Source organism: Micromonospora trifolii (assembly GCF_050516465.1).
Classification (GTDB): domain Bacteria; phylum Actinomycetota; class Actinomycetes; order Mycobacteriales; family Micromonosporaceae; genus Micromonospora; species Micromonospora trifolii.
The window spans coordinates 815,342-830,917 of sequence record NZ_CP191526.1; the positions used below are offsets into that span (position 1 = coordinate 815,342).

General features: G+C 68.2%; 11 protein-coding genes. 6 read left to right on the plus strand and 5 right to left on the minus strand.

Features of this window, described 5'->3' with window-relative positions:
• Nucleotides 1-7 precede the first annotated feature (7 nt).
• The 3 genes from ACQRWP_RS03820 to ACQRWP_RS03830 form a co-directional block, all read right to left on the minus strand.
• Nucleotides 8-832, minus strand: a complete 825-nt coding sequence (locus ACQRWP_RS03820; RefSeq protein ID WP_430500815.1) for a carbohydrate ABC transporter permease — start codon at nucleotides 830-832, stop codon at nucleotides 8-10.
• Nucleotides 829-1,668 carry a carbohydrate ABC transporter permease gene (locus tag ACQRWP_RS03825; protein ID WP_430500816.1) on the minus strand — a complete coding sequence of 280 codons (840 nt, stop codon included), beginning with the start codon at nucleotides 1,666-1,668 and terminating at the stop codon, nucleotides 829-831. The genes ACQRWP_RS03820 and ACQRWP_RS03825 overlap by 4 nt, the downstream gene beginning before the upstream one ends.
• Nucleotides 1,669-1,818: 150 nt before the next feature.
• Nucleotides 1,819-3,057 carry a sugar ABC transporter substrate-binding protein gene (locus ACQRWP_RS03830; RefSeq protein ID WP_430500817.1) on the minus strand — a complete coding sequence of 413 codons (1,239 nt, stop codon included), beginning with the start codon at nucleotides 3,055-3,057 and terminating at the stop codon, nucleotides 1,819-1,821.
• A gap of 300 nt (nucleotides 3,058-3,357) precedes the next feature.
• Between ACQRWP_RS03830 and ACQRWP_RS03835 the strand changes: the two genes are divergently transcribed.
• On the plus strand, nucleotides 3,358-5,193 hold the full coding sequence (locus tag ACQRWP_RS03835) for an RICIN domain-containing protein (RefSeq protein WP_430500818.1): 1,836 nt from the start codon (nucleotides 3,358-3,360) through the stop codon (nucleotides 5,191-5,193).
• A 184-nt stretch (nucleotides 5,194-5,377) separates the two neighbouring features.
• Nucleotides 5,378-6,946, plus strand: a complete 1,569-nt coding sequence (locus tag ACQRWP_RS03840; protein WP_430500819.1) for an arabinofuranosidase catalytic domain-containing protein — start codon at nucleotides 5,378-5,380, stop codon at nucleotides 6,944-6,946.
• Nucleotides 6,947-7,027: 81 nt separating this feature from the next.
• On the opposite strand, the gene ACQRWP_RS03845 is transcribed toward ACQRWP_RS03840, so the two are convergent.
• The gene (locus ACQRWP_RS03845) at nucleotides 7,028-8,362 is read right to left on the minus strand and encodes an extracellular catalytic domain type 1 short-chain-length polyhydroxyalkanoate depolymerase (RefSeq protein ID WP_430500820.1); all 1,335 of its coding nucleotides are present in this window, start codon (nucleotides 8,360-8,362) and stop codon (nucleotides 7,028-7,030) included.
• 245 nt (nucleotides 8,363-8,607) lie between these two features.
• On the opposite strand from ACQRWP_RS03845, the gene ACQRWP_RS03850 reads away from it, so the two are divergent.
• The 3 genes from ACQRWP_RS03850 to ACQRWP_RS03860 all read left to right on the plus strand — a co-directional run bounded on the left by ACQRWP_RS03850 (nucleotide 8,608) and on the right by ACQRWP_RS03860 (nucleotide 13,324).
• Nucleotides 8,608-9,582, plus strand: a complete 975-nt coding sequence (locus ACQRWP_RS03850; protein ID WP_430500821.1) for a PaaX family transcriptional regulator — start codon at nucleotides 8,608-8,610, stop codon at nucleotides 9,580-9,582.
• A 467-nt stretch (nucleotides 9,583-10,049) separates the two neighbouring features.
• On the plus strand, nucleotides 10,050-11,516 hold the full coding sequence (locus tag ACQRWP_RS03855; RefSeq protein WP_430500822.1) for an endo-1,4-beta-xylanase: 1,467 nt from the start codon (nucleotides 10,050-10,052) through the stop codon (nucleotides 11,514-11,516).
• Between the two features lie 425 nt (nucleotides 11,517-11,941).
• Nucleotides 11,942-13,324 (plus strand): RICIN domain-containing protein, encoded by a 1,383-nt coding sequence (locus ACQRWP_RS03860; protein ID WP_430500823.1) that lies wholly within the window; start codon nucleotides 11,942-11,944, stop codon nucleotides 13,322-13,324.
• 71 nt (nucleotides 13,325-13,395) lie between these two features.
• Here ACQRWP_RS03860 and ACQRWP_RS03865 read toward each other — a convergent pair whose 3' ends face one another.
• Entirely contained in the window at nucleotides 13,396-14,166 is a 771-nt protein-coding gene (locus ACQRWP_RS03865) for a FadR/GntR family transcriptional regulator (RefSeq protein ID WP_430500824.1), read from the minus strand.
• 147 nt (nucleotides 14,167-14,313) lie between these two features.
• On the opposite strand from ACQRWP_RS03865, the gene ACQRWP_RS03870 reads away from it, so the two are divergent.
• Entirely contained in the window at nucleotides 14,314-15,576 is a 1,263-nt protein-coding gene (locus tag ACQRWP_RS03870; protein WP_430500825.1) for an ABC transporter substrate-binding protein, read from the plus strand.

The window sequence follows — 15,576 nt, forward strand, 5'->3', positions numbered from 1 at the left end:
CGGATGGTCAGTCCTTGACGGCGCCGGCGGTCACGCCCATCGAGACGTACCGCTGGGCCAGGAGCAGCAGCACGGCGGCGGGGATCGAGGCGACGACGGCGGTGGCCATGATGGCGTTCCACTGCTGGTTGTTGTTGCCGATGTAGTGGTAGATGCCGAGGGTGATCGGCTGGTAGTCGCCGCCGCCGGCCAGGGTCGAGGCGAAGATGAAGTCCGACCAGGACCACAGGAACGCGAAGAGCGACACCGTGACGATCGAGTTGCGGCTGACCGGCAGCACGACCGACCAGAAGGTTCGCAGCCGACCGGCGCCGTCGACCACGGCGGCCTGGAGCAGCTCGTCGGGGATGCCGGACATGAAGGCCGTGAAGATCAGGACAGCGAACGGCACCGCGAGCGTGGTGTCGGCCAGGATCAGGCCGGGCAGCGTGTTGAGGACGCCGAGGGTGAGGTAGATGGCGTAGAAGCCCATCGCCATGATGATCCCCGGGATCATCTGCGCGATCAGCAGCACGAAGCTCAGTGCCGGGCCGCCGGGTGGCCGGAGCTTTGCCAGCGCGTAGCCGGCGGGGGCGGCCAGTGCCACGGTCAGCGCCACCGTGCCGAGGCCGACCAGGAAGCTGGTTCCGAGGTACGGCAGCTGCTGGTCGAGCACCGCCCGGTAGCCGTCCAGGGTGCCGTTGGTGGGGAACAGGTGTGGGGGACTGGCCCGCATGTCCTGGTCCCGCGTGAAGGACACGTTGATCATCCAGTAGACGGGGAAGAGCATCAGCCCGGTCAGCACCAGACCGATGCCGGTCTTCCACCAGGTTCGCTGCGTCGAGGTGGTCATCGCAGCTGCTGCCTCCGCTCGATCCGGATGTACGCGAGGCCGGCGATCAGGGCCAGCACGATGAGCAGGTTCCCGATGGCAGCGCCCGGGCCGAACTCGGGCAGGAGGTTGCCGAAGCCGAGCCGGTACGACCAGGTGGCGAGCGTGGCCGAGGAGCCGGTCGGGCCGCCCTTCGTCATGATCCAGATGATGTCGAAGACCTTCAGCGTGTAGATCAGCCCCAGCAGCAGCGTGATCAGGGAGACGGGGCGCAGCAACGGGAAGGTGATCCCCCAGAACCGTTGCCACCCCGTCGCGCCGTCGAGCGCGGACGCCTCGTACATCTCGGTCGGGATCGCCTGTAGGCCGCTGTAGAGCACCACCAGGTTGAACGGGATGCCGATCCAGACGTTGGCGATGATCACCGAGGTGAGTGACCAGCCCGGCGAGGTGAGCCAGTTGACCGGGTCGATTCCGACGACGCCGAGCGCTGCGTTGACCAGCCCCGAGTCGCTGTTGAGCAGCCACGACCAGGTCGACGCCGAGACGATCAGTGGCAGCAGCCACGGTACGAGGATCAGTGCTCGCAGCGTGCGCGACAGCGGGAAGTGCTGGTGGAAGAAGAGGGCCAGGGCCATGCCGATGGTGAACTGGAAGGCGAGCGAGGCCGCCGTGAAGACCAGTGTGTGCGTCAGCGTCGGCCCGAATGCCGGGTCGGTCAGGACCGTCCGGTAGTTGTCGAGGCCGGCGAAGGGCGCCCCGCCCTGCACGAACGAGCGGACGGTGTACTCGCGCAGGCTCAACTCGACGTTGCGGTAGAGCGGGTAGGCGTAGAAGGCCGCCAGGTAGATGGTCACGGGTGCCAGGAAGCCCCACGCCCACCATCGGCTGGGCCGGCGGGCACGGGACGGGGGAGGCCAGGGTGGGGCGGCGGTCGCCGCCCCACCCTGGTCTCGTACGGCGGTGGAGGTCTCTGTCGTGGAGGGCATGGTGTCGGTTCGGATCGCTTACCTGGTCGTGGCGGCGGTCTGCGCGGCGGCCAGTGCCTCCTGTGGCGACTTTCCGCCGCTGAGGGCCGACTGCACAGCGGTCCACAGCGCTTCGGAGATCTTCGGGTACTTCGTGCCGAGGTCGTCACCGGTGCGGCCCTTGGCTGCCCGGACCGCCTCCACCCAGACCTTGAGCTTGGGGTCCGCGGTGGCCTGTCGCTCCTGTACGGCGGCGACGGGTGCGACGTAGGAGAGCGTGGTGTCCGTGGTGAGGAGGTTGTCGGCGTTGGTCAGGCAGGTGACGAGCTTCTGCGACGTCTCGTACCGGCCGGTCTTCTTCTGCACCGGAATGGAGACGAACTCACCGCCGGTGGGCGCCGGAGCCGGGCCGCCCGCGCTGGCCGGGATCGCGATCGTGCCGTACGAGAAGTCGAGCTTCTCCGCGTTGGCCAGCTGCCAGGTGCCGTTCTCGGCGAACGCGTAGTCGCCGGTGGCGAACTCCTGCCAGCTCGTGGTCTGGGTGTTGTTGATGACGGAGTTCGGGGCGTGGCCCTGCTTGAGCCAGTCGGTCCAGAGCGTCAGCGCGGACACCGCCTGCGGCGAGTCCAGACTGGTCAGTTGGGCCCCCGACCCCCAGAACCAGGGCAGGAACTGGAAACTGCCCTCCTCGGTGCCGATCGCGGAGAAGGTGATGCCCTTCTTCCCCTTGGCCTTGACCTTGGTCAGCGCCGCGCTCAGTGCGGTCCAGTCCTTGACGGCGGCGGGGTCGACGCCGGCGGCGGTGAGCACATCCTTGTTGTAGTAGAGGGCGAGGGTGTTCGCCCCGATCGGCACCCCGTAGGTCTTGCCGTCGCTCTGGCCGGCGCCGAGCAGGTTCTTCTCCATGGCCGAGACGTCCAGCTTGTTGTCGTCGGTGGTGGTGAGCGCACCGGCTTCGGCCAGAGTTGAGATGACCGGGTTGTCCACGATCAGCACGTCCGGTGAGTTTCCCTGCTGGGCGGCGAGCAGCGCCTTGTTGGTCAGGTCGGTGGTGTCGTAGCCGGTTCGCTCGACCGTCACGCCCGCGGAGGTGCCGCACTTCTTGAGCAGCGCGACCCACTCGGAGTCGTCGGCGAACTGCGGATACGGGTCCCAGACGAGGTAGGCGCCACCGTCGGCGGGGCCGTCGGCGGACGACGAGCAGGCGCTGCCCGTCACTGCGGCGAGAGCTATCACGGCGACGGCGGCCAGGCGCCGCCGACGACTGAGTCCGGTCATGTGGTGCCTCACTTCAAATCGATCGTCAGGTGGGGTGTGTGGGGTTGATCGTCGCGGGTTGGACCTGTCCAACTATGAGGCGAATCGATTCGACGGATCGGTTCGCCCGAAGATAGGTCTGGCCATGCCCGGGGGTCAAGGGTCAGTTGGCCGCGCCGGGAGGATCCCTGGGCAACACGGACGTCACCCCGCTGTCATTTCATTGACATGGTTCAGTTCCCGGTCCTACGATCCGTGCGAATCGATTCGCAAGCGCTGCCCTCCGGAGAGCGTCCCCCGCGCCCCACCAAGGAGCCGCCCGTGAAAACCCCGTCCCGCAGCAGGTCAGGACGAGCCCGTGTGTTCGTGGCCCGACTCGTCGTCGGCCTGCTCGCCGCCGCTGCCGCCGTCACCGCCGTCTCGTCCCCCGCCCAGGCCGCCGACGAGTCGATCAGCGTCAACTTCGCCACCACCAGCGGTGCGCCGACCTACCGCGCCTCCGGCTGGATCTACGGCATGACCGAGAACGCCAGCGGTCCGGCCGACCACTTCTATCGGGACGTCAAGTTCCAGTACATGCGCGCCGGCGGCGCGCAGCTCCCGGGCAGTGGCTGGGTCGGCGGAACCTACGACCGTCGCTGGAACTCCACAGTCGCCCAGGCGCGTCGGACCACCGCCCTCGGCGGGAAGTTCATCATCCTGCCGCACGACCTCTGGGGTGCCGACGGTGCCGGAATCTCCCGCTTCCCCGGGGACAACGGCAACTGGACCGACTACGACAACTTCCTGACCCGCCTGATCAACGACGTCCGGGCATCCGGGCTGTCGGTGCAGTGGGACATCTGGAACGAGCCCAACATCACCATCTTCTGGAACCGGCCGATCTCCCAGTACCTCGAACTGTGGCGGCGGACCTACCAGCGCATCCGGGCGGAGTTCCCCAGCCAGCTCATCGTCGGGCCGAGCTGCGCCTGCGTACCGTCGACCACGCACACCTTCTGGAACCAGTACCTGGACTTCGTCCGCTCGACAAACACGGTGCCGGACATCATCAGCTGGCACTCGCTGCCCGGTGACCCGGTGGCGAACGTCGCCGCCGCCAACGCCACCCTCGACCCGCGTGGCATCGCCCACCCGCGTCCGTACCAGATCAACGAGTACGGCGCGCCCGACGAGCAGAACCCGGCCGACGGCGCCTGGTACATCGCGCGCCTGGAACGGGCCCGAGCCGACGGCCTGCGGGCGAACTGGGCCAGCGGCGGCAGCCTGCACAACGACCTCGGCAACCTGTTGATCCGTAACTCGGCCGGCCAGCACCAGCCCAAGGGGGAGTGGTGGAACTACCGCTACTACGCCTCCCAGGTCGGGGAGAACGTCGCGGTGACCCCCAGCCAGTCGTACGACGCGTACGCCACGAAGACGGCCGGGGTGGCGAAGGTGCTCATCGGCGGTGGTCGTACCACCGGGAACCTGACCGTCAACCTGCAACGCCTGGACACCACCAGCGGCATCGTGCAGAACAACCAGGTTCGGGTGCTCACCCAACGCGTCCCGCACAACGGTGGCGGCGCGGTGGCGGGGCCGGTCACCGTCTCGAACAGCGTGGTCGGGGTGTCCAACAACAACGCCACCGTGACCCTGCCGTACACCAACCAGACCGACACCTACACCGTCACGCTGCTGCCTCCCGCGGACGGTGGCTTCCAGTCGGTGGCGGTGGCCCAACACTCCCAGCAGTGCCTGAACAACGCCGGACTGAGCACCGCCGACGGCAACGTCCAACAGCAGAACTACTGCGACGGCGGTGACCAGCAGCTCTGGAACTTCCGCCCGGTCGCCGGCGTGGCCAACACCTACACCGTGGTCAACCAGCAGAGCGGCAAGTGCCTCGACGTCAGCGGCGTCTCCACCGCCGACGGCGCGGCCGTGCACCAGTGGACCTGCCTGAACGCCCTCAACCAGCAGTTCACACTGCGCAAGGTGACCTACTCGGGCAACGACTCGCACGACTACCAACTCGTCGCTCGGCACAGTGGCAAGTGCGTCGATGTCAACGCGGTCTCCACGGCGGCCGGCGCACTGGTCCACCAGTGGACCTGCAGGGCGGTCAACCAGGGCAGCCCGTTGAACCAGACGTGGCGGCTCCTGGGGCGGTAGACGTCCCGGGGGAGGTGATGCGCTGGCCGTCCGCCCAACGGCCAGCGCATCACCTCGGAACTACATTCATTGACATGAATTAAACAAAGGTCATACGATTCGCTGCGAATCGATTCGCCACCGCCACCACCCCCGGGCGCGTCGACACCCCCACCGCGCTTCCACGACTCCGAGGAGCCACCTCGTGCGAACCCCGTCCCCCACCGGGCCAGGAAAAGCCCGTGAACTCATCCCGAGACGTCAGCGCGCCCGACGTCTGACCGCCCTGGCGGGTGCGCTGGTCGGCGTGCTCGTCGGCATCGGCGCCACCCAAGGCACGTCACTGTCCGCCGCTGCGGCACCCGTATCGGCTGCCGCCATCGTCGTCGGGCAGAGCACCCCGATCATCGGTACGCCGTCCGGCCGCTGCCTCGAAGTGCCCAACTCCAGCACCACCAACGGCACCCAGACGCAGCTCTGGGACTGCAACGGCAGTGCCGGCCAGGCCTGGACGTGGACGTCGACAAAGCAACTCCAGGTGTACGGCAACAAGTGCCTGGACGCCTCCGGCCGCGGCACCGCCAACGGCACCCAGGTGATCATCTGGGACTGCAACGGCCAGAACAACCAGCAGTGGAACGTCAACAGCAACGGCACCATCACCGGCGTGCAGTCCGGGCTGTGCCTCGACGCCAACGCGGCCGCCACCGCGAACGGCACCAAGATCATCCTCTGGGCCTGCAACGGCGGCGCCAACCAGCAGTGGGCCTCGCCGACCACCACCCCGCCGCCGACCAACCCACCGACCGGCGCGCGCCCGTGCGACATCTACGCCTCCGGCGGCACCCCGTGCATCGCGGCGCACAGCACCACGCGGGCGCTCTACGAGGCGTACGCCGGCAACCTCTACCAGGTCCGACGCTCGTCGGACAACACGACCCGCAACATCGGGCTCACGGGTACCGGCGGCACCGCCAACGCGGCGACGCAGGACTCGTTCTGCTCCGGCACGACCTGCGTGATCACTGTTGTCTTCGACCAGTCCGGGCGCGGCAACGACCTCTGGTACCAGGGGTCGAGCGTCGTTCCGGGCTCCCCGCAGAGCAGGCCGGCGATCGCGACCTCGGAGTCGCTGACCGTGGGCGGCGCGAAGGCGTACTCGCTCTACATCAACCCCGGCAACAGCTACTGGCGCGACGGGCACCTCACCGGCGTGCCGACCGGCGCGGCGCCCGAGGGCATGTACATGGTGACCAGCGGGACCCACGTCAACAGCGGCTGCTGCTTCGACTACGGCAACAGCGAGACGACCAGGAAGGCCGACGCCGCCGGGGCGATGGACGCCATCAACTTCGGCAAGCAGTGCTGGTTCGGCGGCTGCTCCGGCAGCGGCCCGTGGGTGCAGGCCGACCTCGAGTGGGGTCTCTTCCCGGGTGGCAGCAGCTCCTGGAACCCGAACCAACGCGCGTTCACCAGCAAGTTCGTCACCGCGACGCTCAAGAACAACGGCGTGTCCCGCTTCGCCATCAAGGGCAGCGACGCGCAGGCCGGCAGCCTGTACACGCTGTGGGACGGCTCGCTCCCGCCGGGATACAGCCCGATGAAGAAGCAGGGTGCGATCATCCTGGGCAGTGGCGGTGACTGCTGCAAGCCCGACGGCGGCGCCAACCTGAGCGCCGGCACCTTCTACGAGGGGGCGATGGTCGCCGGCTATCCGTCCGACGCGATCGAGAACGCCGTGCAGGCCAACGTGGTGACCGCGGGATACCGCTGATCCTGGCGACGCCCGAACGAGTCGTGCGCCGGTCACCACGAGGTGGTGACCGGCGCACGCGCGGTGGCCGTCGACCCGGTCTCAGCCGACAGTGCAGGACGCGCCGTTGAGGGTGAACGAGGACGGTCGGGCGTTGTTACCGGTGTGGGTGGCCTGGAAGCCGAAGCTCACCGAGCCGTTGGCGGGAATGCCGCCGTTGTAGGCGACGTTGCGGGCCGTCACCTGCCCCGAGCTGGGTGAGTAGGTGGCGTTCCAGCCCGAGGTGATGGTCTGCCCATCCGGCAGGGTGAAGACCAGGGACCAGCCGTTGACGGCGCTGGTGCCGGTGTTCGTGACGGTGATGTTCTCGGTCAGCCCGGTGTTCCAGGCGTTGACGTCGACAGTCACCCGGCAGGCGCCGGAAGCCGGCGGTGGGGTGGTCGGCGGCGGCGTGGTGGGGGGCGGCGTGGTCGGCGGCGGTGTGGTCGGGGGCGGCGTCGTGGGGTTGGTCAGTCCGAAGAACGCGATGGCGGACGCGGCCATGCCACCGGAGGGCAGGCTGTGCCCGGCACCCTGGATGCTGTACGCCTCGACCTGGACGGTGCCGCCGCTGTCGGCGTACCGGCGCCGGTTCCAGTTGGCCTGAGGGGTGTCGGTGGAGGTGGGTGTCTGGCTCAGCCCGAACACGTTCGTCCACTGCTCGATCGCCTCCTGCAACAGCGAGTACGGCACGAGCGTGTCGTTGGTGCCGTGCCACAGCTGCACCCGCGGGCGGGGCCCGGAGTAGCCGGGGTACGCCTGGCGGACCGCGTCGCCCCACTGCTGCGGGGTCCGGTTCATGTTTCCGCCGGTGCACTGGCTGCTCCCGGGCGGGTAGTCCGCCGCGTTGGCGAAGCAGTTGAACGGCACGCCCATGAACGCGGCGCCGGCCTTGAACACGTCGGGGTAGAGCGCCAGCATGTGGTTGGTCATCATGCCGCCGGACGAACTGCCGGTGGCGTAGACCCGCTCCGGATCGGCAGCGTACTGCTGTTGCACGTACCGGATCATCGAGATGAGAGACACCGGGTCGCTGCCTCCGCCACGCCGCTTGGCGGCGTCCGACCAGGTGTCAAAGCAGTTGCCGAACCCGGCCTGCTGGGTGGCGGACGGGTAGATCACGATGTACCCGTGGCGGTCGGCGAGGCTGGCGAACTCGCTCCCGGAGTAGAAGCCCGGGCCGGACCCGCCGCAGCCGTGCATGGCCACCACGACCGCCGGCCGGGCCGGGCGGTTGTCCGGCACGTAGACGTGCATGCGCATCCGACCCGGGTTGTCGCCGAAGCTGGTCACCTCGGTCAGTGACGCCGCGTACGCGGGCCCGACAGTGGGGACCACCATGCCGGCCGCCACCAGTGACGCGGCCAGGGCGAGTAGCAGTTTCCTTCTGATTCTCAACTGACGACTCCTTCGATTGCCTGTGCAGGCTGGATTGGCCGTGCGACCCGGTCGCGGGTCTGCCCGACTCCCGCGGTGATCGCACGCTGCCCGCTACCTGTGGCTCGCCCAGCCCGGCTTCGGATGGCATCGCGTGGCAATTAGTGTTCCCCTCGGGCCAACAAGTGTCAATCGAGGGTTCTCTATTTGCGTCGAGGAGGTCCGTCTACAGTCGTCATACCGTCCCCGAGGAGCACGGAGCGTCTGTGGCAAGCCTCTTCGACATCGACGAGATCTATCCGGACGACGGAGACCACCCACTCCGGCTGCCCCGCAGGCAGGTCGGCAACTCGCCCCAGGGTGTCGCGGTGACCCTGTTGGCGGACTACACGCTGCGGACCCGGGTCGCCCTCCCGTCCGCCGCCATCGTCGCGTTGCTCGGGGAGACCGGCGTGACGACGGCCGGCGCGCGGACCGCGATCAGCCGGTTGGCGCGCCGTGGTGTCCTGGAGGGCAGCCGGCTGGGGCGGCGCAGTTCCTACCGGCTCAGTCGCGCCGCCGCCGCCAACCTCTCCGCCGGAGGGCACTGGATCCTCGCCTCCACCACCTCGACGGCGCGGTGGGACGGGTGCTGGACGATCGTCGCCTTCTCGCTGCCGCAGGATCGCAGTACGCAGCGTCGGGCCCTGCGGGCACAACTCCGGTGGCTCGGTTACGCACCGCTGTACGACGGGTTGTGGATCTCGCCGCAGGAGCTGACTCCTGCGGCTCGGGCTCAGCTCGACCGGCTCACCCTCGGTGCCGTGACGGTGTTTCGCGGGCGGCAGACCGCGCTCGCCTCGACCATTCACCGTGCACCGATCGAAGCCTGGGACATCGAGGCGATCAGCCGGAGCTACGACGCGTTCCTCCGGCGGTGGACGCCACTGTTGCCCGGGGTGCTGTCCGGGCAGGTCGACGGCGCCGCCGCGGTGCGGGCCCGTACCGAGGTCATGGACACCTTCCGGCGTTTCCCCGTCCTCGATCCGCAGTTGCCGGTGGAACTCCTGCCACGGGACTGGCTCAGGCAGCCGGCGCGGGAGTTGTTCGCGGCCGTCTACGACGGCCTCGCGGCACCCGCCGAGCGACACGTCCGGGCGGTCGTCGAGCGGTTCGCAGACGCTCCGCAGCCCGGCATCGAGGCCCATACCACCGCCGACCTGGTCGCCGGAATACGCGCCGGCGCAGCCGTCTCCGAGTAGCTCGGCCACCAGGTGCTCGTGAACCGCGAATAGTCGCGGCCGGCGACTGTGAGCGATAACAGGGTTGCCGTCCGGCGTGCTCCGAGCGGCGCGGTGGTACGACTCGTCCGCTGATCGCGCGGCGGCTGAGCACAGTTGCCCTGGGCCTTTGGTACCGGGCTAAACGTGGCGTTCCGGGAGATCGGCGTGAACGGCCCGTTACGTCTTGACGAACGGCATGTTATCGCTCACTCTCGATATAGAGGACGATCGTTCCCGTGGCTCACCGGGCGAGCCGCACGGGTCGTACCTCCGATCGCGACGTTCGCAAGGGCATGCGGACGTCACTCGGGACCCGGCAGTTGCCGGCGACAGCCCTCTCGGACTGTGCGTGCTGATGCCGGGCGGCCAGGATGACCGCCCCGATCAGTCGCCCCGAGCGAAGTGGCACATCACCACCACCGATGCAACCACTGAAAAGGAACGCCATGAAACCCATGAGAACGATGCTGGCGGCGGCGACCATCGCCGTCGCCCTCACCACCGGTATGACGGTGGCGCTGACTCCCGCATCCGGTGCCGGCACGACCCTGAAGGCGGCCGCGGCCGAGAAGGGCCGTTACTTCGGCGCGGCCGTCGCGACGGGCAAGCTGTCCACCAGCGCCTACACGACGATTCTGAACCGTGAGTTCAACAGTGTCGTGGCCGAGAACGAGATGAAGTGGGACGCCACCGAGCCGCAGCAGGGTCGGTTCAGCTATACCGGTGGTGATCGTCTGGTCAGTCACGCCCAGGCCAACGGTATGAGCGTGCGGGGCCATGCGTTGCTGTGGCACCAGCAGCAGCCCGGCTGGGCGCAGGGCATGTCCGGCAGCGCGCTGCGTAACGCGGCCATCAACCACGTCACCCAGGTCGCCACGTACTACCGGGGGAAGATTCACTCGTGGGATGTGGTGAACGAGGCGTTCGCCGACGGTGGTAGCGGTGGGCGTCGCGACTCGAACCTGCAGCGCACCGGTAACGACTGGATCGAGGCGGCGTTCCGGGCGGCGCGGGCCGCGGATCCGGGTGCGAAGTTGTGTTACAACGACTACAACACCGACGGGATCAACGCGAAGTCGACGGGGATCTACAACATGGTGCGGGACTTCAGGTCCCGTGGCGTGCCGATCGACTGCGTGGGTTTCCAGTCGCACCTGGGCACCTCGCTGGCCGGTGACTACCAGGCCAACCTTCAGCGGTTCGCCGACCTTGGTGTGGATGTGCAGATCACCGAGCTGGACGTGATGACCGGTGGCAACCAGGCCAACATCTTCGGCGCCGTCACCCGCGCCTGCCTGGCCGTCTCGCGCTGCACCGGCATCACCACCTGGGGTGTGCGGGACTGCGACTCGTGGCGTGGGTCCGACAACGCTCTGCTGTTCGACTGCAACGGCAACAAGAAGGCCGCGTACACCGCCGTCCTGGACGCCCTGAACGGTGGCTCGACCCCGCCCACCACGCCCCCGCCGGGCTCCGGGGTGGACACCAGCGCCTGGTACGTGTTGGTGAACCGGAACAGCGGCAAGGCGCTGGACGTCTACGCCTCGGCCACCAACGACGGGGCGCGAATCAGCCAGTGGACGCGCAACAACGGCGTCAACCAGCAGTGGCAGTTCGTCGACTCGGGGAGTGGCTACTACCGGGTGAAGGCCCGCAACTCCAGCAAGGTGCTCGACGTCAGCGGCTTCTCCACCGCCGACGGCGGGGCGATCGTGCAGTGGGCCGATCTCAACGGCACGAACCAGCAGTTCCGACTCGCAAACTCGGCTGACGGCTACGTGCGTCTGATCAACCGCAACAGCAACAAGGCCGTGGAGGTGCAGGGCGCATCCACCGCCGACGGTGGAAACATCGTCCAGTACGCCGACTGGGGCGGCAACAACCAGCAGTGGCAAATGGTCCGAATCGGCTGACGACCGCCGCCATCGCCTGGGGGAGCGGGAGTTGCCGGCCGCTCGGGATCCGGCCGGCGCCCGCCCCGGCGAGGTGTGACGAGTGGCGGCCCGCCCTCTTCGGGGCGGGCCGCCATGGCCGTCAGGATGCCGCTGGCCGCGATCGCGCGGATCGATATCAATCGTTTGACGTATGACGTCTTGACCGCTAATTTCACCCTGCGGGCCACCCGGTCACCGGGAGCCAGGACGTCGCACCGCGCGGGTTTGGCGCGGGCCTGCCACGAAGCCCGGATCGTGGCATCGCCATCGACGGACGCCGTTGGCCGCGGGCTGCCCGCACAACATCCCCCAGACGTGCTGACGCCACCACCAGACGCCGGCACGCACGCCAGGGCACGCGCGGGCGTTCTGCTCGCGGGTGACCCCGATCGAAGGAGTGGACCATGAAAGCCCTCGGTGAGGCTCGTCCCGCCTCTCGACAGAGACGCTGGCGGTCAGGGTTGGCCGCGGCGGCGGCCGCGGCCATGGCAGCCAGCACACTCGTCGCGGTCAACGCGGCGCCAGCGGCGGCAGCGACAGTGGACACCAACGCCTCGTATGTGTTGGTGAACCGGAACAGTGGTAAGGCGTTGGACCTGTATGCCTCGGCCACCAATGACGGGGCGCGGATCAGCCAGTGGACGCGTAACAACGGCGTCAATCAGCAGTGGCAGTTCGTGGATTCCGGGGGTGGCTATTACCGGGTCAAGTCGCGGCACTCGGGCAAGGTGCTCGACGTGAGTGGTTTCTCCACCGCTGACGGTGGTGCGATCGTGCAGTGGGGCGATCTGAACGGGACGAACCAGCAGTTCCGGTTGGCCGACTCGGACGGTGGTTACGTTCGGCTGATCAACCGCAACAGCAACAAGGCCGTGGAGGTGCAGGGCGCGTCCACGGCCGACGGTGGAAACGTCGTGCAGTACGCCGACTGGGGCGGCACCAACCAGCAGTGGCAGCTCGTCCAGGTGGGCGGCGGCGACCCGCCGCCGTCGGGTGGTAGCGGGTGCGGCAAGGCGCCGACGCTGGCCAGCGGCACGCACACGATCCAGAGCAACGGCAAGAGCCGGACCTTCATCCTGCGGGTGCCCGCCAACTACAACAACAGCAACCCGTACCGGCTGATCTTCGCCTTCCACTGGCGCGGCGGCACCATGCAGGAGATCTCCTCCGGCGGCACCAGCGGGACCGCGTGGTCCTACTACGGGCAGCAGGAGCAGTCGAACAACAGCGCGATCCTGGTCGCGCCCCAGGGATTCGGCAACGGCTGGGGCAACTCCGGCGGTGAGGACATCACCTTCGTCGACGACATGATCAGCCGGATCGAGAGCAGCCTCTGCGTCAACCCGAGGCAGCGGTTCGCGCTCGGCTTCAGCTGGGGTGGCGGCATGAGCTACGCCGTCGCGTGCGCGCGGGCCAACGTCTTCCGGGCCGTCGCGGTCATCTCCGGCGCGCAGATCAGCGGGTGCAGCGGCGGTACGCAGCCGATCGCCTACTTCGGGCTGCACGGCATCTCGGACAACGTCCTGAACATCTCCCAGGGCAGGGCGCTGCGGGACACCTTCGTCCGCAACAACGGTTGCACTGCCCAGAGCCCGCGCGAGCCGGCCGGCGGCAGTCGCACCCACATCACGACCGCCTACTCGGGTTGCCGGGCCGGATACCCGGTGCAGTGGGCCGCGTACGACAACGGCCACATGCCCGGCCCGGTGGACGGCACCTATGCCGAGAGCGGCATCACCACCTGGACCAAGGGTGAGATCTGGAGGTTCTTCGCCCAGTTCTCGTGACACCTGTCGGCCACAGCTGGCGGCGCCTGCTCCCGTACCTGGGGGCGGGCGCCGTCTGTTACCCGTGACGGTCAGCGTTCGAGGCGGACCGGGCTCCCCGAGCCACTGCGACGGACCAGCCAGGCCTCGGTGATGTGGGTGAACATCGCCTCGGCGGCGCCGTTGGGGTCGTGGGCCGCGATGCGTTCGTAGATGCGTCGGTGACCCTGGTTGGACGCCACGCACAACGCGCGTTCGGTCCGGCCCATGTACCGGGCGGTGTTGATGACCTGGCTCTCCAGCGCGCGGACGACGCCACGAGCGATGCGGTTCCCGGATGCCTGCATGATCGTGTCGTGGAAGGCCCGGTCGTGGTCGTGGTAGGTGACGTGGTCGTCGACGAGTTCGTCCATCCGGTCCACCATGGCCCGCAGTCGCTCGACGGTCTCGCTGTCGGCGAGGCGGGCGGCGACGTTCGCCATGTCGGACTCCAGCACCCGCCGGGTGACGACCAGGTCGTCGAGGATGGCGAGACTGTCGTCCACAGCGATGGTGGCCGCGAGGACGAGTTCGTCGAGCATGTCCCAGTGTGACGGTGGGGTGACCATGGTGCCGGCGCCCTGGCGGACCTGCACCAGCCCCTTCTCCTGAAGGATCTTCACTGCTTCCCGGACGACGGTCCGGCTCACGCCGAAGGTCTCGCAGAGGATCGGCTCGGGGGGCAGAGATGTCCCGGACGGGTGTACGCCGCGGACGATGCGCTCCACCAGTTCGGCGGTGACCGCCCTGGCGAGGTTGGTCGGCCGACGCACCCACGCCGGGGTCGCCGGGCTGTTCAGGGCTGTCTCCTGCGGTGGCGTCATGTCCCCCTCCGAATGGCTCGCCGTGGCACGACGTCTGGGTCAGTGTACGGCCGACTGTTGACGTCACACGTCATACGAGTTACCTTCCGGTCAACATTTGGCTCGCGGGACACCCGCCGGCCACCCCCCATATAGAGGTGACAATCGATGAGACAGCGCGCAATATGGTCGGCCGTCCTCGTTGTGGGCCTGGCCCTGGCCGGTTGTGGAAGTGCTAGCGATTCGGGCAAGTCAACCAGCTCGGACGGCAAGTTGGTCGTGTGGGACTGGAAGTCCGGCGAGCCGTTCGCCAAATCCTATCTGGAGAAGGCCAAGGCCGACTTCAAGAAGAAGCACGCCGACGTCGAGGTCGAGTTCGTCGCGCAGCCCTTCGACCAGTACTACACCCTGCTCGGTGCGGCGATCCAGTCCGGCAAGGGCCCGGACGTCATGCTGTTCAACGGTGGCGGCCAGATCCGCGACCGGGTGGACGCGCTGGTGCCGCTCGACGACTACGTGGCCGAGGACAAGCAGCGGTTGGCCGGCTGGGAGGCGTTCGGCAAGGACGGCAAGACCTACGCCGCCCCGGTGACGCTCCAGGGTTACCCCATCTACTACAACAAGGCGATCTACCAGAAGGCGAACCTCGACCCGGCGAGCCCGGCCACCACGTGGGACAAGTTCGTCGCCGACTGCGCCGCCGTCGCCAAGGCCGGCTCCAAGTGCTTCGCCCTCGGCAACAAGGAGGGTGTCGGCATCCAGTTCTGGCTTTCCAGCATGGGCTCGACCACCCTCACCGCCGCGGAGTACGACGCCTGGATCGCCGGCAAGCGCGACTGGAACTCGGCAAACGTCAAGCGGCTCTTCCAACTCTGGAAGGAGACCGGCGACAAGAAGATGAACAGCGACGGGGCCAACTCGACCGCCATGTTCAACGACTCCTTCGCCCTCTTCCAGTCCGGCAAGGCCGCGCACGTCATGGGTCTCATGTCGGACGTGGGGCACTGGCAGGACTTCAACGAGTTCCTGACCCCGGAGAAGCTCGGCGTCATGAAGGCCCCGGTCGTCACCGCCGGCACCACCCCGAGCCTCCCGTACGACGGTGGCATCGGCTACGCGGTCGCCAAGTGGACGAAGGACCCGAAGGTTGCCGCCGACCTGGTGCGCTCCCTGAGCTCGGCCGACGCGTTGAAGGCCTTCTACGCCGACGCCGGCGCGATCGCCGCCGACACCACCATCGACGTGTCGCAGGCCGGGCCGGCCGTCGCCACGATCGTCGGCGAGCTGAAGACCGGCAAGCCCGCTCTGCACGTGGCGCTCTCCTCGAAGACGCTGGACCTGATGGGGCGCCTCTCCCAGCAGCTGCTCAGCGGTTCGATCACCGTCGACGAGGTGGTGAAGCAGTTGGCCGCTTCCGACCAGGCGGGCTGA